This is a genomic window from Streptomyces sp. NPDC002130, from assembly GCF_040296465.1.
Lineage (GTDB): Bacteria > Actinomycetota > Actinomycetes > Streptomycetales > Streptomycetaceae > Streptomyces.
In genome coordinates this window covers 1-21,761 of record NZ_JBEOXI010000138.1, presented here as the reverse complement: position 1 = coordinate 21,761, position 21,761 = coordinate 1, and the positions used below count along the sequence as shown (strand labels likewise).

Genomic DNA, 21,761 nt, shown 5'->3' with positions numbered 1-21,761 from the left:
CGGGACGGCGGTCCCGCCGCGCCGCGAGGCGTCGACGTGGCCAGAGCCGCGGGTGTTTCCCAGAAGACGGTGTCCCGGGTCCTGAACGGCGAGCGATACGTCTCGGTGGACGTGCGCCGCCGGGTACTGGAGGCGGCCGACCGTCTCGGCTACCGGCTGAACAACGCGGCACGGGCCCTCGCCTCGGGGCGGTCCCGCACCATCGGCGTGGTGGCGTTGGGAACCGCCCTGTACGGTCCCGCCTCGCTGCTCCTCGGTGTCGAGCGGGCGGCGCGGGATGCCGGATACGCGTTGAGCGTGGTCAACACCCTCGAAGGTGACCAGGGCGGCGTCGGCGGCGCCGTGCAGTCACTCCTGGAGCGGGGCGTGGACGGCATCGTCGTGTCGGAGCCCATCGACGAGGACGCCGATCCGCTCACGTCGGAGGTTCCGGTACTCGTCCTCGGAGCGCCGGCCGGTACTCGTACGGGGGAGCGGACCATCGCCGCTGGGGTCGACTCCGAGGCGCTGGCCAGGGCCGCCACCGAGCACTTGCTGGACCTGGGACACCCGACGGTCCATCACCTCGCGGGACCCGAGCGGTGGTTCGCCGCCCGGGACCGGCTGGCGGGCTGGCGGCAGGCGCTCGCGGCGCGTGGTCGCGAGCAGCCCCCGGTCGCCGAGGGCGACTGGTCCGCCGCGTCCGGGTACGCGGCAGGACGTGAACTGGCCGCCAGGAACGACCTCACCGCGGTGTTCGCCGCCAATGACGACATGGCCGTCGGCCTGATCAGCGCCCTCACCGAGGCCGGGTTGCGGGTGCCCCGGGACGTCAGCGTGGTCGGCTTCGACGACATCCCGCTGGCCGCCTACGTCCGTCCGCCGCTGACGACGGTGCGCCAGCCGTTCGACGCGGTGGCCCACGAGGGGCTGCGGCTGCTCGTCCACGCCATCGAGAACCCGGGGGCCGAGCTGCCGACGGCACAGGGGCAACCCGTCGAGCTCGTCGTCCGCTCCTCCACCGCGCCGCCACCGGCACGGGCGGGCACGGGTCCGGTGCGACATACCGTGCAGTCCCCGGCCGGCGAGGCTCACGTCCCTCCGGCCGCCTGACCCGGACCCCACGTCCCGTTTCCGTCACACGTGGGGGGCGCGAGGCACCGCGAGGTGACCGGACATCCGTCGGCACCGTCCTGGTCCCGCACCCTCCACCCGTACCAGCCCCACCACCGGCGGTCGCCCGACCGGCCCACCAGGGGCCACCCCACCTCGCAGGACCCGTTTCCCGGCTCGGCCAACCCGACACCCGCGGTCACCGGTCCACACCCTTCGTACACCTCGCTTTCCCCGGGGCATGCCGCTGCCGGCCTCTGCCTTCCCTCTTCCTTCGCCTCGGCGGGAGTCCAGCATGTCCAGAACCTCCATTTCTTCGTCCGCACTGAGCCGCCGGTTCTTCCTGACCGCCACCGGCGCGGTGACTCTCGGCGCGGCCCTGTCCGCCTGCGGCGGCGGTGACTCGGGCGGCTCGTCCGCCGCGGCCAAGCCCGTCAGCCAGTCCGACATCGACAAGGCGATGCGGACGCCGACCCAGCTGACGTTCTGGAGCTGGGTCCCGAACATCCAGAAGGAGATCGCCCTCTTCGAGGACAAGTACCCCGCCATCAAGGTCAAGGTGGTAAACGCCGGCCAGGGAGTCACGCACTACACCAAGCTGCGCACCGCGCTCAAGGCCGGCAGCGGAGCCCCGGACCTGGCACAGATCGAGTACCAGGCGATCCCGACGTTCACGATCACCGACAGCCTGCTGGACCTGGGCCCGCACGGCGCCTCGGCCCTCAAGGGCAAGTTCGTCGACTGGACCTGGGGGCAGGTGAGCGGACCGAAGGGGGAGGTCTGGGCGATACCCCAGGACACCGGCCCGATGGGAATGCTGTACCGCAAGGACATCTTCGACCGGCACGGCATCCAGGTCCCCAAGACCTGGGACGACTTCGCCGCCGCGGCCCGCAAGCTGCACAAGGCCGACCCCGACGTCTACCTGACCAACCTCGCGGCCAACGAACCCGCCGCCTGGCACGGCCTGTTGTGGCAGGCGGGTGGGAGCCCGTACGGCGTCTCCGGCAAGAGCGACCTCTCCATCAGCGTCGACGACGCGGTCTCCAAGAAGCTCGCCACGTACTGGGGCGGGCTCGCCAAGGAAGGCGTCATCAGCACCGACCCCGACTTCACCGACGGCTGGTACGCGGGTTTCAACAAGGGCAAGTACGCCACCTGGCTCACCGCGGCCTGGGGGCCGGCCTTCCTGTCCGGCTCGGCCAAGTCCACCGCCGGCAAGTGGCGTGCGGCCCCGCTGCCCCAGTGGGACGCGTCCAAGCCGGCCTCCGGCAACTGGGGCGGCTCGACCACGGCCGTCCTGCGATCGACCAAGAACGCCATCGCCGCCGCGCAGTTCGCCCAGTTCCTCAACAGCGACCCCGCCAGCGCGAAGCTCTTCGCCACCGAGCAGTCCTTCTTCCCGGCCACCAAGGCCCTGCTCACCGACCCCTCCTTCACCGGTGACGCCGCCTCCTTCTACGGCGGTCAGAAGGTCAACGAGCTGTTCGCCTCCATCGGCGACACGGTCGACCCCGCCTTCCAGTGGCCGCCCTTCCTCGACCAGGCGGCGACCGACTGGATCGAGACGGTCGGCAAGTCCCTCGCCGGCAAGACCGACACGGTCGCCGCGCTCGGCGCCTGGCAGACGCGCCTGACCACCTACGCCAAGAAGCAGGGCTTCACCGTCGAGGGAACGTGACATGACCGCCGCCACCGCACCACCCGCCTCCAGGCCGAAGGAAGCCGGTCCGCGTCGCCGCAGCGTCGCCGGCCCCCTGTTCGTCGCCCCGTTCCTGATCCTCTTCCTGCTGCTCTTCCTCGCCCCGCTCGGCTACGCCGCCTACCTGAGCCTCTTCCAGGAACGCCTCGTGGGCGGAACGGTGTTCGTCGGTCTGGACAATTACGTCGCCGCCCTGACCGACCCCCTGCTCCTGCGCGGTGTCGGCCGCGTGGCGCTGTTCTTCCTCATCCAGGTCCCGCTGATGCTGGCGCTGGCGCTGGTGTTCGCCCTCGCGCTGGACAGCGGACTGCTGCGGCTGGCGCGCGTGATCCGGCTGGGCATCTTCGTGCCGTACGCCGTCCCGAGCGTCGTCGCGGCCCTCATGTGGGGCTATCTGTACGGGCCGGACTTCGGCCCGTTCGCCCAGCTGAGCCGCGAACTCGGCGTCCCGGCACCGGACTTCCTCAGCGACGGGTGGATGCTCGGCAGCCTCGCCAACGTCGTCACCTGGGAGTTCGTCGGCTACAACATGATCATCCTGTACGCGGCCCTGCGGACCGTCCCGCACGAGCTGTACGAGGCCGCCGCGATGGACGGCGCCGGCCCCTGGCGCATCGCGAGGTCCATCAAACTCCCCGCCCTGAAACCCGCTCTGCTGCTGACCCTGCTGTTCTCCGTGATCGGCAGCTTCCAGCTCTTCAACGAGCCGAACCTGCTGATGAAGATCGCCCCCGACGTCATCAGCAGCTCCTACACCGCCAACCTCTACGCCTACTCCCTCGCCTTCACCGGACAGCAGGTCAACTACGCGGCCACGGTCTCCTTCCTCCTCGGCCTGGTCATCGTCATCGCCTCCTACGGCGTCCTGCTCACGGCGAACCGCAGGAGGACCCCGTGACCATGACCACTCCCGCGGGCACCACCGCCGCTCGCAGAACCGAGCGGAAGCACGCCCCGGCGCCGCAACCGCGTCGCAGGTCCCGATCCCGCCGCAGCACCCCGCTGACGATCGCCATGCTGGCGGCGCTCGCCTACTTCCTGCTGCCGCTGCTGTGGCTGCTCATCGCCTCCACCAAGAACACCCAGGACCTGTTCAACAGCTTCGGCCTGTGGTTCTCGCACGCCCCACAACTGCTGACCAACATCCGGGCCACCTTCGCCCAGGACGACGGCGTCTTCGTGCACTGGCTGCTCAACACCGCCGTGTACGCGGGGGTCAGCGCGGTCGGCGCGGCCCTGCTCGCGGCCGCCGCCGGATACGGGTTCGCCAGGTTCCGCTTCCGCGGGGACCGCCTGGCCTTCAACCTGGTCCTCGGCGCCATCATGGTCCCGGCCACCGCCCTGGCGATCCCGACCTATCTGCTGTTCGCCAACGTCGGCCTGGTCAACACCCCGTGGGCCGTCATCCTCCCCTCCCTCGTCAACCCGTTCGGCCTGTACCTGATGCGCGTCTACGCCGCCGACGCCGTCCCGGACAGCCTCCTGGAAGCGGCCCGCATCGACGGGGCCGGCGAGGCGCGGATCTTCTTCGGGATCGCGCTGCGCCTGCTGGCCCCCGGCCTGGTGACCGTCCTGCTCTTCACGCTCGTGGCGACCTGGAACAACTACTTCCTGCCGCTGATCATGCTCAACAACCCGAACCTGTACCCCATCACGGTCGGGCTGTCCTCCTGGGCGGAGCAGGCACAGAACGGTGGAGCGGGCGCCAGCAGCGACATGCTCCCCCTCGTCGTGACCGGCTCCCTGATCTCGATCGTGCCGCTCGTCGCGGCCTTCCTGCTGCTGCAGCGCTACTGGCAGAGCGGCCTGGCCGCCGGCAGCGTCAAGCAGTAGGGCGCGCGCAGCCCTCACCCCCCTTCTTGCTCACGGAGGTTCCTCCCATGGCGGATCTGCCCGCCCGCGTTCTGTTCGGTGCCGCGTACTACCACGAGTACACGCCCTCCTACGACGCCGACCTGCGGCCCGACGAACGGCTGAAGACCGATCTCGACCTGATGGCAGAGGCGCACTTCACCGTGATCCGGGTGGGGGAGTCGGTCTGGTCGACGTGGGAGCCCGAGAACGGCCGCTTCGACCTCGACTGGCTGCAGCCGGTTCTCGACGGCGCCCATGAACGCGGCATCTCCGTCATCCTCGGCACACCGACGTACGCGGTACCGCCGTGGCTGGCCCGCCAGTACCCCGAGATCACGGGGGAGCGGCGCACCGGTGAGCGCATCGGCTGGGGCGCTCGCCAGGAGGCCGACTTCACCCACCCGGCCTTCCGCTTCTTCGCCGAGCGGGTCATCCGCAAGATCGTCGCCCGGTACGCGGACCATCCGGCGGTCATCGGCTGGCAGGTGGACAACGAGCCGGGCCTGCACCTCTTCCACAACCACGGCGTCTTCCAGCGCTTCACGGACCATCTGCGGGAGACGTATGGGGACGTCGAGACCCTCAACCGGGAGTGGGGCCTGGTGTACTGGTCCCACCGCCTGTCCACCTGGGCCGACCTGTGGACCCCGGACGGCAACGAACAGCCCCAGTACGACGTCGCATGGCGGGAGTTCCAGGCCCGCCAGGTCACCGAGTTCATCGGCTGGCAGGCGGACATCGTCCGTGAGTACGCCCTCCCCGGCCAGTTCGTCACCACCTGCATCTCCTACACCCGGCAGGGCATCGCGGACGACGAGCTGTCCGCAGGGCTCGACATCGCCTCCGGCAACCCGTACTACGACATGCAGGACGGCCTGCTGCTGCCCGACCCCACGCCCGACGAGCACGAGCAAATCTGGAAGACCACCGGCGTCTGGTCGATGTACCAGACCGCGGACTGGATGTTCTCCTCCCGACAAGAGCCCTTCCTGGTCACCGAGACCAACGCGAACTCCATCGGCTTCTGCTGGGACAACCGGCCCGGCTACGACGGGCAGTGGCGCCAGGCCGCCTGGGCGCACGTGGCGCGCGGTGCGCGGATGATCGAGTACTGGCAGTGGCAGACGCTGCGCTTCGGCGCCGAGACGTACTGGGGCGGAGTCCTGCCGCACACCGGGCGGCCCGGCCGGACGTACGCCGAAATCGCCCGGCTGGGCGCCGAGTTCGACCGGGCGGGCTCGCTCGTCGCCGACCTCGAACCGGACGCCGACATCACGGTCGTCTACTCCACCCCCAGCAAGTGGCTGATGCAGAAGTACCCGCCGCTGGCGAACGCCGCCGGCGAACCGGACCCGGCCGCCTATCACCGCATCCTCGACCCCTTCTACCGCGGCGCCTTCGAGGCCGACCGCCAGGTCCGCATCGTCCACGCCCGGCAACTGCACGACCCGCGGGGCGAGAACGCGGGCCTTACCCCCGAGGAGGCCGTGCACCGCCACCCGGTCCTGGTCGTCCCGGCGCTCTACATCGCCCACGACGAGCTGCTCGACTGGCTCGCCGCCTATGCCCACGCGGGCGGCCATCTCGTCCTCGGCCCCCGCACGGGCTACGCCGACCACGAGGCCCGGGCCCGGCACGAGGCGGCACCCGGACGTCTCACCGAGGCCGCTGGGGTGTCGTACGACGAGTTCAGCAACCTCACGCGTGCCGTCCCGGTGCGGGCGGTGGCCGGCAGCCCCCTGGAGGTGCCGGAGGAGGCGACGGCGACCCACTGGGTCGACGGGCTGACCGTCACCGACGCCGACGTCCTCGGTGAGTACGACCACCCGCACTTCGGACGCTGGCCGGCGCTCACCACCCGCCGCCACGGAGCCGGCCGCGTCACCCACGTCGGCACGGTCCCCGGCCGCGTCCTCGCCCGGGCCCTCGCCGGCTGGCTGGCGCCGGAGCCCCGCAGCGGCTGGCACGACCTCCCCGCGTCCGTCACCGTCACCACCGGCACGGCTGCCGACGGCCACCGCGTCCACGTCGTCCACAACTGGAGCTTCGAGCCCGCCCGGGTCGAAGCACCGGTGCAGTTGACCGACGTCCTGGACGGCGGGGCGCTCCAGGCCGGCACGTCCGTCCGACTCGGCGCGTGGGACGTGCGCGTCTTCGTCGGAGGAACCGATGAGAAGGAGGCACACCACCGATGAACCGAGCCGCACCATCGTCGCCCCCGAAAGGGGCCACCAGAGCAACCAGGACGGTCAGAGCCCTGGGGACCTTCGCCGCGGCTTCCGCGCTGCTGGCGATACCCGCCGCAAGCGCGCAGGCGTACAACCCGACGGGCGGGATCCTCTACCAGCTCGGCAGCGAGCCGTGCCTGAAGGGCCGGGGCAACTGCGCGGTGTACCCGAAGACGGCACAGCTGCCCGGCGGGCGCCTGGTCGCCTCGTTCGAGAAGTCCACCGTCGTGGCCGGGTCGGGAAGCGCCGACGGCCAGACCCTGCCCGTCTACAAGAGCGACGACCACGGTACGAGCTGGCAGCCGCTGTCCGAGGTCAAGGCACCCGCGTACCTCTCGAAGGACCCCGAGTACGCCAAGTACACGAGCAACTGGACGAACCCGTACCTCTACGTGCTTCCGCAGAACGTCGGAAAGCTCAAGGCGGGCACCCTGCTCCTGGCGAGCGTCGTGTCCGGCGACGACGCCTACTACACGGAGCACAAGGCGGCCGACCCCGGCTGGACGCCGAGCAACGACGGCGACCGCGGTGACCTGGCGATCGCCCTCTACTCCAGCACCGACGAGGGCAGGACCTGGAAGGTCCTCAACCTCGTCGCGACGGGCGGCTGGCAGGGCGGCAGCGCGGGTGCCATCGGCCGGAACATCGCCGACGCGAACAAGACCAAGCAGGTCGATCCCCTCTGGGAGCCGTACCTGATGGTCTACAAGGGCAAGCTGGTCTGCTACTACTCCGACGAGAACGACTACCTCGGCTTCGACCCGAAGACCGGCGCTCCGAAGCCCGACCCCGCGAACGGTACCGCCACCGACTCGCACGGCCAGATCCTCGCGCACCGCACGTGGGACGGCAGCGCCACGAAGTGGAGCGACGCCGTCGTCGACCTCGCCGGATCAGTCCAGGACATGGGAGGCGGCAAGACGGAGATCGGCGGCGGCCGGCCGGGCATGACCAACGTCGTCCGCACGACCGACGGCAAGTGGATGCTGACGTTCGAGTACTGGGGCGGCGGGGCCAACACCAGGTACGTGATCGCCGACGACCCGCTGAAGTTCTTCCGCGGCTCCCGGACCGGCATGTCCGTCGGCTCACTGCCCGTCACCGCCGGTTCCCGTCCGCTCTCCGGCGGCGGCAGCCCGGTCCTCATCCGGCTGCCCGACGGGCGCCTGGTCTACAACGCGGCGAACAGCGGCAGCGTCTGGGTCAACGACAGCGGACGCAGCGACGGCGTGTGGACGGAGTACCAGACGACCTCGCAGCCCGGTTACAGCCGCAACCTCCAGTACGTCGACGGCACCGGCCGTGTCGCGATCCTCAACAACCAGGGCACGTCCCAGATCGCCTACGCCGAGGTCGACCTCGGCGACTCGGACGGCGCCTACTACCGGCTGGTGAACCGCAAGACGGGCCAGGTGATCGGCACCGGCAACAGGACCAACGACGCGAACATCGGCAACGGGAACGTCCCCGACGTGGTCCTGGAGGACGCCGGCGCCGCGGCGAACCCGGACACCCAGTACTGGCACGTGGTGACCGAGCCGAAGGGCGGTACGACGCTGCTCAACAAGTCTGGCGGACGCGCGGCGGCCATCTGGACGGGCAGCGCCACGGCCGGCCAGCGGATCGGCCAGTGGGTCGACGACAGCTCCACGGGCAGCTGGAACCTCGTCAAGAACGCCGACGGTTCCTACAAGCTCCAGTCGGTCAAGAACACCGGTCTGTATCTCACCGGCGCGACCGCGGGAGGGCCGCTGACCCTCCAGAGCGCGGCCGACGACGGTTCGCAGGCTTGGCGGCTCGTCCGGGACACCCGGCGAGGCGGCTCGTGATGTCTGCCCCCGTGGTGCGCTGAAGCGCGCGGACGCGGCACCTCCGTCCTGCCGGAGGCGCCGCGTCTCCGCCATGAGCGGCAGGGGGAGACCCGGGCCGTTCAGGGGGTGGACAGTTCGAACCGCGTCACGCGGACCGAGCCGCCCAGCGCCTGCGTGGCGTGGTTGAAGAGGGCGAATCGATAGCCCATGAAGAACCGCCAGTCGTTGCCCATGGCGAAGGCCGGGCCCAGGCGGGTGAAGGTGACGCCGTCGGTGCTGTAGGAGAAGGTGCCGGGCCGGGACGCTCCGGGGCGGATGTCGGCGTTCGCCCGCAGCCAGAGACGACCGCCCGGCACGCTCGCCCTCGCCCGCTCGGTCCCGGTGCCGGTGGTGTTCCAGTTGCCGTCCATGGTCAGTCCGTCGACCATGACCACCCGCGTCGCACCGCCGTCACGCTTCAGTCCGATCCAGGCGGAGGAGTTGCGCAGCAGCGCGAGCCCGGCCCGGTCGCCGTCCCGCATCGCGGAGTGGTCGAGCTGGACCGTCGCCGTGGACGTGGGTCCCTGGATGCGGTGGGTGAGGGTGTTGCGGGCCCAGTACAGGTCGTCGGTGACCGTGGCGGTGCGCAGGGTCAGGCCGTTGTTCACCGACCACTTGCCGTTGTCCGGGTTGTGGTTCCACTCCCACCTGGGCTTGAGGACCGTTCCGTCGAAGGTGTCGGCACCGGTCAGGGGAGTGACCTGGCGGGGTGGCGGCGGTACCACCGGGCCGGGGTACGACCTGCCCCACGCGCCGTTCACGAGCTGGACGACCGGCCAGCCGTCCGAGGTCCAGGTGACGGGCGCCAGGGCGGGCATACGGCCGCCGGGGTAGGCGTCGACGAAAGCCATGTAGTACCAGGCGCCGCTCTGGGTCCGCACCAGTCCGCCCTGGTGCGGAACGCCTCCGCCGGAGATCGGTCCGGGCAGGTCGAGCAGGACCTGCCGCAGGGAGTAGGGGCCGAAGGGGCCGCTGGTGGACCGCAGGATGTACTGGCCGTTGGCAGGGCGGGTCAGGAAGATGTAGTAGTTCCCGTTGATCTTGTAGAAGCGGGAGCCCTCCAGAGTGCCGATGCTCGACGGGGTGCTGAACACCTGTTGGCTCCGCACCTGGCTGCGGCCGTCCGCGGACAGCTGGGCCACGCTGATCGTGCCGTTGCCGTACGCCACGTACAGGGTGTTGTCGTCGTCCACCAGCAGGCCCGCGTCGTAATACACCTGAGGGAGCGTCGCGTGCCTGCTCCAGGGCCCCTCGACGGATCCGGCCGTGTACAGGTAGGTCCGGGCGAAATCGATCTGGCCGAGCCAGTAGAACGTCCGGTCCGCGGGACGGTACGCCAGGGACGAGGCCCAGATTCCCCTGACGTAGCCGCGTCCGCCGCTCAGGTCGTACTTGGCACCGAAGTCGAGGACGGGCACCGCGTGGCCGGCGATCTCCCAGTTCACCAGGTCGTACGAGCGCAGGACCGGGGCGCCCGGCGAGTAGTGCATCGTCGAGGCGGAGCAGTAGTAGGTGTTCTCGACGCGGATGATGTCGATGTCCGCGAAGTCCTGCCAGATCACGGGATTCGTGTAGGCCGCGGCCGGTCCGGCCGCGACGGCTCCCGCCGTGCCGGGGGGCAGCAGGGCGCCGACGGCCAGGCCGCTGGTCGTGGCCAGGGCCGCACGGCGACTGAAGGTATGACCTGTCCATGTCATTCGAAATCCGCCTCGGGAGTGGGGGCTGCCATGAAGGGCGGGAGGGATGGTTGTTCTGTATGTCGAACGCCAGCTGTCCTGTCGAACGTCCTGGATGATATGAGCAGCACCTGACGGGCCGTCAATACTTCTCGCAGCATTCGGGGTCGAGAACGAAATGTTTCGCTCCGCCCCGGTTGGGGTCACGACGGCCCGGGTGCCGTCATCCAGCGCCACTGCGTGAACGCTTCCAGGCTGGCGGTGCCGCCGATGCGGGAGGTGTTGCCCGAGATCCCCATGCCGCCGAAGGGCGCGTCCGCGGCATCCTTGGCGGACACGTCATTGATGTGGATCATGCCCGTGCGCAAACGCTGCGCGAGGGCGGTCGCCCTGGGCACGGACCGGGAATGGACGGCGGCCGTCAGGCCGTACGCCGTGTCGTTGGCGATCTCCACGGCCTCGTCCTCGTGGCGGAACGGGACGACGGGTGCGACCGGCCCGAAGATCTCCTCGTGGAAGGCGGGCATGGACCGGTCGACACGGTCCAGCACGGTGGGCGGGTAGAAGAGCCCCTCGGGGGTGCCTCCGGTCAGCACGCGCGCTCCGGCGTCCACGCTCTCGTCCACGATCCGTGCGATCCGGGCCGCCTGCCGTTCGCTGATGACCGGACCGAGCGCCACGCCCTCGTCACGCGGGTCGCCCACCCGCAGCGCCTTCGCCTGCCGGACCAGCGCCTCGGTGTACGCCTCGACCACGTCCGCGTGGACGACATGACGTCCGGCCGCGACACAGGCCTGACCCTGGTAGCCGAACGAACTCATGGCCCCGGCCGCGGCGGCCGCCTCCACGTCCGCGTCCTCCAGGACGACGATCGAGTTCTTGCCGCCCAGCTCCAGGGACACGCGCTTGAGTCCCTCGCCGGCGATCCGGGCCACCTCCCGCCCCGCCTCGGTGGAGCCGGTGAACGAGATCATCGCGACATGACGGTCGGCGGCGATCGCGCGCCCGGTCGCCGCATCGCCCGGAAGGACGTGCAGCACGCCCTCCGGCAGCCCGGCCTCCGCGAACAGCTGCGCGACCAGGACACCGCCCGAGACCGGGGTGAGGGGATCGGGCTTGAGCAGCGCGGTGTTGCCCAGGGCCAGCGCCGGAGCCAGCGCCCGCATCGCGAACAGCAGCGGCGCGTTCCACGGGGTGATGACCCCCACGACCCCCAGCGGCACCCGCCACGCCAGACTCGTCCCGCCGGGAACCTGCGGCACGAGGACCTCACCCGGGGGCTGTGACGCGAGCCCGATCGCGTGCCGCAGCTGAGCGAGACCGGCCGCGATCTCGTAGTCGCCCTTGGCCGGGACACCCCCCGTCTCCCGGACGATCCATTCACGGATCGCTCCGCTGCGCTCACGCAGGGCGCGATCCGCACGTATCAGAACATCGACGCGGTCGGACGCGGTGGTCGCCGCCCACCCCGACGCGGCCCGGGCGGCCCGGGCACCCGCCCGTTCGACATCGGCCGGAGTGGCCAGACCCACCTCCGCCAGTGGCTCCCCGGTGGCAGGTTCGACGACCCGGCGGGTGCCGCCCTCGGCGGTCCGCCAGCCCTCGCTGTAGATCTTCCCGGTCCACTCGGCCGCGTCCGGCCAGATTCGCTCGCCGTCGACAGACATGGTCACGACCTCCGCCCCTGGTCGGTGGTGAGGCACACGCTGCTGACCGGCCTCCCTGGCCATTCAACCTGGCGCAGGAGATATCTGTCATTCTTGGGGCATACCACTACGAGGTAGTAACGGTGCCTAGTGGGTGAGGCGGGTTGAGGCTCCATGGCGAGATCTGCGTCCGTCCCGGGCGAGGGCAGCGGGGCACCGCCTGAGGGCCTGCTCGACGAGGCCCTCACCGCGAAGGCCGTCGTGGACGAGCGCGGCGTCGTCACGGGTTGGAGCGAAGGAGCACGCAGGCTGCTCGGCTACGGGGCCCCGGAGGTGGTCGGCCGGCCCGGCGCCACGCTGCTCGCCGGCGAGCCCCCGCCCGGTCTGCTGAGCACCATGCTCACCCTCCCCAGGTGGAGCGGCACGGCGGCGCTCCTGCACCGCGAGGGACACCCCCTCACCGTGAACCTCCTGGCCCACCTCCGGCGCAACGACGGTGGCCACAGCGAATGGCTGCTGCTCACGGCGGTCAGCCGCCTCGGGGTGAGCCCCGACGACGACGCGTTCCTCAGAAGGAGCTTCACCCAGTCCACCTGTACGACGGCGCTGTACGACACCGGCTTGCGGCTGGTCAGGGCCAACGCCGACATGGAACGGGTGATCGGCCTGCCCGAGGAGGCGATGCGCGGACTGCGCGTCTCGGAGATCGTGCACGACCCGCAGGCCGACCTCACCGAGCAGGCCATGCGGCGAGCGCTGGACACCGGTGAGCGGCAGGACCTCCAGGTCTCGCTGCAGCTCGCGGGCCATGAACGCCCGAGCGTGTGGACCGTCTCCCTCGCCCCGGTCCGGGCCGGCGACGGCAGGATGCAGGGGGTCCTGCTCTCGGCGCACGACATGACCGAGCAGCACCAGGCCCGGCAGCGGCTGGCCCTGCTGAACGAGGCGAGCCTGCGCATCGGCAGCACGCTCGACCTGGTCCGCACCGCACAGGAACTCGCCGACGTGGCCGTACCGCGGCTCGCCGACTTCGTCACCGTCGACCTGCTGCCGTCCATCGACGACGGCGACGACCCGCCCACGGGCTCCCCCCACGGCCCCGTGCGGCTGCGCCGTGTCGCCCACCAGTCGGTGCTCGAAGGCTGTCCCGAGGCCGTGGTCCCGAACGGGACCGTGGCCGTCTATCCGGACAGGTCGACGGCGGCCGAGTGCCTGGCCGCCGGCCGGCCGCTGATCCAGCAGGTCACCCCCGAGGCCATGGAGCACGTGCTGCGCCAGACCCCCGAGCGCGGGGAACGGATGCGCCGGTTCGGTTTCCACTCCGTGCTGGCCGTGCCCATGCGCGCTCGCGGCCTCACCCTGGGGGTCGCCACCTTCTCCCGGCACCGCAACCCCGAAGCCTTCGAACAGGACGACCTGCTGCTCGGCCAGGAGATCACCGACCGAGCCGGCCTCTGCATCGACAACGCCCGCCGGTTCACGCGCGAGCGCGCCACCTCGCTGACTCTGCAGAGCAGCCTCCTGCCGCAACGACTGCCCGAGCAGTCCGCCGTCGACGTCGCCTCCCGCTACCTGCCCGCCAGCGCCCAGGCCGGGGTGGGCGGGGACTGGTTCGACGTCATCCCGCTGTCCGGCGCCCGCGTCGCACTGGTCGTCGGCGATGTCGTCGGCCACGGCATCCAGGCCTCGGCCACCATGGGGCGGCTGCGGACCGCCGTCAGAACCCTGGCCGACGTCGACCTTCCTCCCGACGAGCTGCTCACCCACCTGGACGACCTGGTCAGTCACCTGGACGCGGGCGCCGACGGCACCGGCGACATCGGGGCCACCTGCCTGTACGCCGTGTACGACCCGGTCTCCCGCCGGTGCTCCCTGGCCCGAGCGGGGCATCCCGTCCCGGCGCTGCTCACACCGGGCGGGGCTGTGGAGTTCCTCGACGTACCAGCGGGACTTCCCTTGGGGCTCGGCGGTCTGCCCTTCGAGGCCGTCGAACGAGAACTGCCCGAGGGCAGCGTGCTCGCGCTGTACACCGACGGTCTCGTCGAGGCGGGGTCCCGTGACATCGACGACGGCATGGACACCCTGCTCCGCACACTGCAGACCTCCGACGCCTCACTCGAGGACACCTGCGACGCGATGCTGCGGACCATGCTTCCGGAACGGCCGGCCGACGACGTGGCCCTGCTCGTGGCCCGCACCCGCGCCCTGGACGCCTTCCACGTGGCCGCCTGGGACGTACCACCCGACACCGCCGCGGTCGCCGTGGCACGCAAGAACGCGTGCCGGCAACTGACCGAATGGGACCTCGAGGCCTGCGCGTTCGTCACCGAACTGGTGGTCAGCGAGCTCGTCACCAACGCCATCCGGCACGCCGAACCCCCCATCGAGCTCAGGCTGATCTACGACCGGTCCCTCATCTGCGAGGTGTCGGACGGCAGTACCACCGCCCCGCACATGCGGCGGGCCCGCACCTACGACGAGGGTGGCCGCGGCCTGCTCCTCGTGGCCCAGACGTGCCAGGGCTGGGGCGCCCGGCACACGACCAACGGCAAGGTCATCTGGGCGGAGCAGGCACTTCCCTGACGCGGCGACAGGTCACCCCCGCGCCACCGTGGCCCGGGCTCAGGCGCCGATCGCCGCTCGGATCCGCTCGGCCTTCTCCGCCGAGAAAACGCCGCTGTCCAGCAGGGTGAGGATGGACAGCACGCCACCGCGCGAACCCCAGCTGCCTTCCTCGATCACCCGGAAGGTGACCCACCAGGCCGGTGACGGCTCCGCCAGCCCGCAGGCAGCGGCCATGGCCGCCAGGATCCGCTCGATCACCTCGGCCCGGACCTCACGACGCCAGTCCCCGTCCATGACCGCCACGTCGATCACCATGACGTCGGCCGCGTGTTCCGCGTCCGGCACGAGCCGGCCGCCGATGGCCATCATGTCCGGCTCCCGCTCCGTGAAGTGCACCTGGAACCCGGCCCGCGCGGGCGGCGCCACCCGGCCGACCTCAGGCACGAGCACCGCGTCCGTGAGCGTCTCGGCCAGCGTGCGGCGCTGTTCCAGGGTCAGGCGCCCCTGCGGCGTGTTGACGGTGATGATGGTCATCGGCCACCTCCTATGACAGTCGTTATAGGCCGACCTTACACCGGCTCTATAACGGTCGTCATACTCTCCGGGGAGGGCCCGTCACACGTCGAGCAGGTCCCGGGTGCGCACCGGACTGCCCGACTCGAATGACCGGTTCGCGGCGAGGCCCGTGACCAATGAGCGTGCCCCGGCGACCGCGTCCGCCGCCCGGCCCAGCGGGTCGGGCACGGGTTCGCCGAAGAGATCCTCGAGCATGCGTACGTCCCCGCCGCCGTGGCCGCCCTCGCCGGTCTGGACCTTCAGTTCGCGCGGCGGTTCCCAGAACCGGCGCAGCATCAGCTCCGTGCGCCCCGCCGTGTCGCCCACCGACTCCCCGTGCAGCACGGCACCGCCGCCCTGGATCCGTACCCGGGGCCGGGTCCAGGTGGACTCCTCCAGCAGCTCGAGGCGACCTTCGCTGCCGTTGAAGGCGATCCGGTAGCCCTCCCACGGGGCATAGGCGGTGAGGTGGTAGGTCAGGGTGGAGCCGGTCGCGTAGCGGACCAGCACCGCCATGTCGTCCTCGATCGTGACCCCGGGCCCGAAGACGTTCTGGTCGCGGTGGTAGCCGTCCTCGGCCTCCGCGTCCAGGTACAGCGCGGAGAGCAGCGGTGAGTCGGCCATCCGTACGGCGAACGGGTCGTCCGCCGCCGCCGGTGAGCCGTGCGCCCTCGCGTAGTCACGGGCCAGGCCGCGCCGTGTGCCCGCCTCGTCGCCGTAGAAGAACAGCCCGCCGTGCGCGTACACCGTCTCGGGCTCGGTGCCCAGCCACCAGTTGACCAGGTCGAAGTGGTGGGTGGCCTTGTGCACCATCAGACCACCGGAGTTGGCCTTCTCGCGGTGCCAGCGCCGGAAGTAGTCGGCGCCGTGCCGCAGGTCGAGCAGCCACTCGAAGTGCACGGAGCCGACCTCGCCGATCTCCCCGGCCGCGAGAGTTTCCCGGACGGCGGCGTGCACCGGGTTGTAACGGTAGTTGAAGGCGACCCGCACCTGCCGGCCGGTGCGCCGCTGTGCGTCGAGGATGCGGCGGGCGCGGTCCGCGTCCGTCGTCATCGGCTTCTCGGTGATCACGTCGCAGCCCGCCTCCAGAGCCTCGACGATGTAGTGGTCGTGGGTCCGGTCCACCGTGCAGACGACGACGAGGTCGACGCGTTCGCGGCGCAGCATCAGAGCGAAGTCCCCGGCGGGGTACGCGGGTACCGAGGCGCCGATCCACTCGCTGTGCACCGCCATGCGGCGTGGATTGACATCGCAGAAACCCACCAGGTCGATCCGGTCCGCGTAGGGACCGGCGAGCGCCGCGGTGAACATCCGGGCGCGGGCGCCCAGTCCCACCACGGCGCAGCGGCGGCGTGCGGTGTCGGAAGGCATACGGTCTCCGTTTCGGTCCAGTTGGAAGACAACTCGGCGGGCGGGGGAGGAGAGACGGAAAGGAAAGAGGCCGTCGAGCGGGACGACTCCGGGGCGGACCCGGCGGGTGACAGCGCCGCGGCCGCGACGGCCGCCCCCGCCAGGACGCGCCTGCATTCGTGGCCGCCGGACGGAAGGCGGTCCGGCCATCCTCACGGTCTTACTCCGAGCCGCGGTGCATGGCAGCAGGCCCTGGCCCGCCGTCGTCCTCGGTGTCGGTGCGGCCTGTTGTCCTCGGTGGCGGGCCGGTCAGGCCGGTGGGGGGAAGCGGACGGCGAGTAGGGCCCGGTCGTCTGGGAACGCCGCATCGGGCTGGTGGTGGAGGAACCGGTCGCACAGCTGGGTGATGTCCAGGCCGCTGGTGGTGCGGGCGAACTCCGTCAGCCGTTGCATTCCTATGGCGAGGTCTTCGCGACGGCGCTCGATCAGCCCGTCGGTGTACAGCAGTAGGGTGTCGCTCTCGGTCACGGTGGTCTCGGCCTGGCGGTAGCAGACGTTCCGGACGGGTCCGAGCGGTGGTGAGGTGGCGTTGTCGAGGTAGGCGCTGGTGCCGTCGGAGTGGATGAGAAGTGGCGGCGGATGGCCGGCTCTGGCGTAGGTCAGTGCGCGGGTGCGGCGGTCGAAGACCAGGTAGCAGGCGGTGGCCATGCGGTCCGGGTGGTAGCGGCCCAGGAAGTCGTTGAGTTCGTCGAGGACAGCGGCGGGGTCGGTGCCGCAGCGCGGCACGATGTTGCGCAGGGCGGCGGTGATCTGTGCCATGACGGACGCTTCATGCAGTCCGTGGCCGGCGACGTCGCCGATGCTCAGGCCGACGTGATCGGCGTCCACGTCGTAGACGTCGTACCAGTCGCCGCCGACCGAGAGCAGGTCACTTCCTGGTGCGTAGCAGGTGGCCGTCTGCAGACCGGGCAGGTGTGGCAGTTGTGGCAGCAGGCTGAGCTGGAGGCGCTCGGCAACCCTGTGCTCGTGCTCGTGCAGCCCGGCGCGGCGCAGGGCCTGGGCGATCTGCTGGGTCACGGCCGTCACATGCTCGGGAGCGGTGGAACTGCGTGAGCCGTAGACGATCAGCATGCCCAGCTGGACGCCGTCCGCCTCCAGCGACAGGGCGAGGGGAACCGCATCCGGGGCTTCACCGGGAGGCGAGCCGTCCGAGGAAGACGGCCGGTCCAGGTCGGTCCAGTCTCCCGCGTCAGCCGGCAGACGGTGGTCCTCTGGCTGCAGGGGCGGCACCAGCCGGGCAGAGTGCAGATAGAGATCCGCCACGGTGGCCTCCAGGGCTGCCGGCGCAACCTCGCTGACGACGCGGGAAACCTGGGCGAGGGTGATCGCGCCGGCCAGGGCGGCGGTCAGGTCGTACAGGTGCTGCAACTGGGCACGGGCGGCCTGTTCGGCGGCCAGCAACTGTGCCCTGTCCACTTCGGTGGCCCGGCGGAAGGCCACCTCCCGGTTCAACGCCTCCACCTGCTGGCTGAGCATGACGAACCGGTCGGACGCCCCGGCCTCGACAAGATGCACTTGTGCCGTCGGCTGCGGGCCGTCCCACCAGGTGGCCCGCGCCCCATGACAGCGAAAACGCCGCGTGCGGCCGTCGGCGTCCTTGAGGACCAGCGCGCCGGGCACGGGGCTGCCGCTGCGCAGCCAGACAGCCAGCTGCTGACGCAGCCACGGTGTGTCGTCGGGCCGTAGGTCGAACAGGCTGGTGCCCGGACGCAGCCGGTCGTCACAGCGACCGGCCGCCGGGTTGGCGGCCAGCACGCGGCCGTCGGCCCCGCACAGCAGCACCGGGTGAGGCAGCGGTTTGGTGATGGCCCGGAAGAGGCCAAGGGTCATGGAGCCACAGCCGGATCGCCGAAGTACTCACGGCCACTCGCCGTCTCGACCTCCACGTCGGGGACCAGGTGCACCACCACGCGGCAGCCCGCGTCGCCGCGCGCGATGGTCTCCTCCAGTTCTACCCGCGCGTAGCCCAGGTTGCGGGCGGCGATGGTGCCGAAGACGTTGGACGTCATCATGCACATCGACTCCCGGCCCACCACCTTCTCGGCGAACGGGCACACCCGGTTGCCCAGCACGATCCTCTTCTCGTCGTGCTCGATGACGTGGAAGTCACCGTTGATGCGGCGCTTGAGATCGACGAGTGCCTCGGCGACCTGCTCACCTGTGAGCCGGTCGGCTCCCAGCGCCTTGAGGTACATCTCGTCGATGTGCGTGCCGACGGCCTGCCCCACCAAGCTGACGTAGCCGGATGCCTCCTCCAGGCCGATCACCGACTCCAACGACGTCGCCAGCTCACGCACCAAAGTCCGCAGGAACACATCACGGTCCAGTGGAATCTCCACATCCGAAACCTGCTGCATGCCGACTCCCTCGCTCTCAGGCCACGACGGCAGCGCGGCCGGGGGCCACATTGCCTGTGACGGGATCAGATTCTGCCAGCGCCTGCCAGCCCGCCACCACCAACCTTGTTCCTGTTTCGATGGATGACCTCCACAGAATCTGACGCTCTACCGGCAGACACAGATGGTTCACCAGGCAGGCTGTGGTAACCCGACAGACGGCTGCCGCCGGCCGTGTCAGCCGGCGGTGCAGGGCCATCCACGCTGGAGGAAGCTCGTGAACGGCGAACCGACCATTCCGTCCTGCGAGTCGCGCTTTCCCGCGGTCACGGCGAGCATCGCGGCCGCCCGGCACTGGGTGCGCGACTGTGTGGAAGGTTTCGGCGGGCCGCTACGCCGCCACCCGGTGATCCAGACCGCCGAACTGCTCGTCTCGGAACTGATCACCAACGCCATCCGGCACGGCGATGGTCCACCCCTGATCCGACTCACCTGGACCGGCCGGCTGCTGCGCATCGCGGTCAGCGATCACAGCAACTGCCGGCCGCGGATACGCGCCACCAAGAACACGGAGCCCGGCGGCTTCGGCATGCAGCTCGTCGAACGACTCGCCCTACGCTGGGGCGTCACCCCACGCCACCCTGGCAAAACGGTCTGGGCCGAACTCAGCCTCGACCCCTGAGCTCGCCCCATCTCTTGGCCGGGCTGGGCGTCCTCGGTGTCTGGCGGGTATCCTGCCAGCTGATCAGCATGGGGCCGCCGTGCGGCCGAGCCCGGGGAACTGGGGGAAGAGCGTGGATGTCCCACCTGACGCGGGCGAGACCTCCGTCGCGCCACCACCTGGCGCGGTACTGCAGATCAATCCGTTGCCTGACAGTTCCGGGCTGGGGGCGATCGGAGAGATCAGCATGAACACACGGACCGTTTGGCAGCAGGCGCTGAAGCAACTGGTCGAGCGCCGCGCGGACGTGCTGCATGTGGATCTGTCCCGCGTAAGGTTCGTCGATGTGGCCGGTGTGACGGACCTGGCGGTCACCGCCCAGCGGCTCCCCGAAGGACAGCGGATCGTGCTTCACCGGCCTCCCGTGCAGCTGCCCCGCATTCTTGAGCTTTTCTGGCCCGGGCTTGCCGCGATCGAGGTGGCTTCGTGATGAGCACAGCCACCGCGCACGAGCCGTTCGTTCACCCGGCGCTCTTCTACCGCGGCAGCGACCAGTACATCGCGGGAACCGTTCCCTTCCTGCGGGAAGGGCTGGACGCCGGTGAGCCCGCAGCCGTCGCCGCCCCGCCGGATCGCCTGGAGCTGATCCGCGAGGGGCTGGGTGAACGATCGGCGGAGGTCCGCTTCATAGACATGACCCAAGCCGGCCGCAACCCCGGCCGCATCATCCCCAGCGTGCTGCGCAAGTTCGCCGACGCCCACCCGGGCGTCCGCCGGGTCCGCATCATCGGCGAGCCGATCTGGCAAGGTCGTTCCGCCGTCGAGTACCCGGCGTGCGTCCAGCACGAGGCGCTGATCAACGCCGCTTTCACCGGGCGCGCTGTAAGCATCCTGTGCCCCTACGACGCCGGGCAGCTGGAGAAGCAGGCCCTCAGCGACGCCCGGGCGACCCACCCGGTCGTCATCGACGCAGACGGCGAGACGCAATCCACCGCCTACAGCCCCGAGCAGATCATCGCCCGCTACAACGAGCCCCTGCTCGTCCCACTCGGCGCAGCGGTCTGCCCTTTCGCCGCCCAGACACTGCCCCACGCCCGCGACTTCGCCGTGTCCCGGGCGCAGTCCCTGGGCGTGTCCGGCGTGAAACTGGGGGATCTGGAACTCGCGGTGGCGGAGCTGACCACCAACAGCGTCGTCCACGGCGCCGGCTCGGGGAAGCTGCGGATCTGGGCCGAGAGCGACCGGATCGTCTGCGAGGTCTACGACGGCGGACAGCTGACCGATCCTCTGGCCGGCCGACGCCCGCCCCATCCCACGCAGCCCGGCGGCCGTGGACTCCTGCTCGTCAACCAGATCGCCGACCTCGTCCGTGTCCACACCGGCCCCGATGGCACCACCATTCGCTTCTACCTCCCCGCCTGACCCATTTGCCCAGCCACCTTTCACGGAAGACCGGGGCCGATTCGTACAGAGCGCAGGTGTAAGCGCTGGACGAGGGGGTAAGCGCTGCCGCGTCGGCCGTTTGAGCAGACCGTAGCGGCTGGCTCGACCCCCGGGAGGGAACAGAATGGCGCTCATGAGCATTCCGGCAGCGGACACGCAGACGAGCAAGCCGGAATGTCCGACGATGCAGACGATTTCTCCGGGTGCAACCGAGAGATCGATCCCGCGGAGCACTTCGCGGCCGGTAGGTCCGCCGTAGGTCACCCCGAGGCCGTTCAGTTCGACTGCGGGGGTGGATGCCGCAGATTCTGTGGATGACATCAGTTTCCTTTCACTGCGAGTGCGCCGTGGGTCCGAGGCTGCCATCTGAGCAACCATCGTTCGATCACGCCATAGCCGACGTTGAGCACGTACCCGATGATTCCGAGCAGGAGGATTCCGGACCACATGTCTGCGATGGCAAAGGTCTGTTGCGCGACGATCACGAAGTGGCCGATTCCTGCAGTGGAGACGTACATTTCGCTGCCGACCATGATGACGACGCCGATCGCGAGACTGGTACGGATGCCGACCGTTATCTGAGGCATCGCTCCGGGGAGGAGTACCTGCGTGACCAGCAGGGGTGTACGGATGCGATAGCTGCGCGCCACCAAGCGGATACTCGGGTCGATGGAGCGAATGCCGTCGAGGGTGTTGAGGAGTATCGGCCAGACCGCGCCGAAAGCGATGGCGGCGACGTTGCC

Annotated in this window: 17 protein-coding genes; 10 read left to right on the top strand and 7 right to left on the bottom strand. The window is 70.3% G+C overall.

Annotated features, from left to right (window positions below; genetic code table 11):
- The first annotated feature begins 36 nt into the window (after positions 1–36).
- The 6 genes from ABT116_RS24795 to ABT116_RS24770 all read left to right on the top strand — a co-directional run bounded on the left by ABT116_RS24795 (position 37) and on the right by ABT116_RS24770 (position 8,705).
- Positions 37–1,092 (top strand): LacI family DNA-binding transcriptional regulator, encoded by a 1,056-nt coding sequence (locus tag ABT116_RS24795; RefSeq protein ID WP_351637689.1) that lies wholly within the window; start codon positions 37–39, stop codon positions 1,090–1,092.
- Between the two features lie 295 nt (positions 1,093–1,387).
- Entirely contained in the window at positions 1,388–2,773 is a 1,386-nt protein-coding gene (locus ABT116_RS24790; RefSeq protein ID WP_351637682.1) for an ABC transporter substrate-binding protein, read from the top strand.
- 1 nt (position 2,774) lies between these two features.
- The gene (locus tag ABT116_RS24785; RefSeq protein ID WP_351637678.1) at positions 2,775–3,692 is read left to right on the top strand and encodes a carbohydrate ABC transporter permease; all 918 of its coding nucleotides are present in this window, start codon (positions 2,775–2,777) and stop codon (positions 3,690–3,692) included.
- A gap of 2 nt (positions 3,693–3,694) precedes the next feature.
- Complete coding sequence (locus ABT116_RS24780; RefSeq protein ID WP_351637687.1) at positions 3,695–4,627, top strand: carbohydrate ABC transporter permease; 933 nt, start codon at positions 3,695–3,697, stop codon at positions 4,625–4,627.
- Positions 4,628–4,674: 47 nt separating this feature from the next.
- Positions 4,675–6,843, top strand: a complete 2,169-nt coding sequence (locus ABT116_RS24775) for a beta-galactosidase (RefSeq protein ID WP_351637674.1) — start codon at positions 4,675–4,677, stop codon at positions 6,841–6,843.
- Entirely contained in the window at positions 6,840–8,705 is a 1,866-nt protein-coding gene (locus ABT116_RS24770) for an RICIN domain-containing protein (RefSeq protein WP_351637671.1), read from the top strand. Before ABT116_RS24775 ends, ABT116_RS24770 begins: the two co-directional genes overlap by 4 nt.
- Before the next feature lie 101 nt (positions 8,706–8,806).
- Here the strand turns inward: ABT116_RS24770 and ABT116_RS24765 are convergent, their stop codons facing one another.
- Both ABT116_RS24765 and ABT116_RS24760 read right to left on the bottom strand, forming a co-directional pair.
- Positions 8,807–10,423, bottom strand: a complete 1,617-nt coding sequence (locus tag ABT116_RS24765) for a glycoside hydrolase family 43 protein (RefSeq protein WP_351637667.1) — start codon at positions 10,421–10,423, stop codon at positions 8,807–8,809.
- Positions 10,424–10,605: 182 nt separating this feature from the next.
- Positions 10,606–12,069: an aldehyde dehydrogenase family protein gene (locus ABT116_RS24760; protein WP_351637685.1), complete on the bottom strand. Its 1,464-nt coding sequence runs from the start codon at positions 12,067–12,069 to the stop codon at positions 10,606–10,608.
- Between the two features lie 153 nt (positions 12,070–12,222).
- Here ABT116_RS24760 and ABT116_RS24755 point away from each other — a divergent pair, with 153 nt between their 5' ends.
- Positions 12,223–14,631, top strand: a complete 2,409-nt coding sequence (locus tag ABT116_RS24755; RefSeq protein ID WP_351637663.1) for a SpoIIE family protein phosphatase — start codon at positions 12,223–12,225, stop codon at positions 14,629–14,631.
- A gap of 39 nt (positions 14,632–14,670) precedes the next feature.
- Here the strand turns inward: ABT116_RS24755 and ABT116_RS24750 are convergent, their stop codons facing one another.
- The 4 genes from ABT116_RS24750 to ABT116_RS24735 form a co-directional block, all read right to left on the bottom strand.
- On the bottom strand, positions 14,671–15,147 hold the full coding sequence (locus ABT116_RS24750) for a tautomerase family protein (RefSeq protein ID WP_351637659.1): 477 nt from the start codon (positions 15,145–15,147) through the stop codon (positions 14,671–14,673).
- An 81-nt stretch (positions 15,148–15,228) separates the two neighbouring features.
- Positions 15,229–16,539: a Gfo/Idh/MocA family protein gene (locus ABT116_RS24745; protein WP_351637655.1), complete on the bottom strand. Its 1,311-nt coding sequence runs from the start codon at positions 16,537–16,539 to the stop codon at positions 15,229–15,231.
- Between the two features lie 288 nt (positions 16,540–16,827).
- Positions 16,828–18,408: a SpoIIE family protein phosphatase gene (locus ABT116_RS24740; RefSeq protein ID WP_351637651.1), complete on the bottom strand. Its 1,581-nt coding sequence runs from the start codon at positions 18,406–18,408 to the stop codon at positions 16,828–16,830.
- Entirely contained in the window at positions 18,405–18,935 is a 531-nt protein-coding gene (locus ABT116_RS24735) for a methanogen output domain 1-containing protein (RefSeq protein WP_351637647.1), read from the bottom strand. Before ABT116_RS24735 ends, ABT116_RS24740 begins: the two co-directional genes overlap by 4 nt.
- Positions 18,936–19,191: 256 nt before the next feature.
- Between ABT116_RS24735 and ABT116_RS24730 the strand changes: the two genes are divergently transcribed.
- The 3 genes from ABT116_RS24730 (at position 19,192) to ABT116_RS24720 (ending at position 20,997) form a co-directional block, all read left to right on the top strand.
- A complete protein-coding gene (locus ABT116_RS24730; RefSeq protein WP_351637643.1) occupies positions 19,192–19,596 on the top strand; it encodes an ATP-binding protein in 405 nt (134 codons plus the stop codon).
- Between the two features lie 112 nt (positions 19,597–19,708).
- Positions 19,709–20,065 carry an STAS domain-containing protein gene (locus tag ABT116_RS24725; protein ID WP_351637639.1) on the top strand — a complete coding sequence of 119 codons (357 nt, stop codon included), beginning with the start codon at positions 19,709–19,711 and terminating at the stop codon, positions 20,063–20,065.
- Positions 20,065–20,997, top strand: a complete 933-nt coding sequence (locus ABT116_RS24720; protein ID WP_351637636.1) for an anti-sigma factor RsbA family regulatory protein — start codon at positions 20,065–20,067, stop codon at positions 20,995–20,997. Before ABT116_RS24725 ends, ABT116_RS24720 begins: the two co-directional genes overlap by 1 nt.
- A 341-nt stretch (positions 20,998–21,338) precedes the next feature.
- On the opposite strand, the gene ABT116_RS24715 is transcribed toward ABT116_RS24720, so the two are convergent.
- On the bottom strand, positions 21,339–21,761 hold a 423-nt coding region (locus ABT116_RS24715), incomplete at its 5' end, for an ABC transporter permease (protein WP_351637634.1).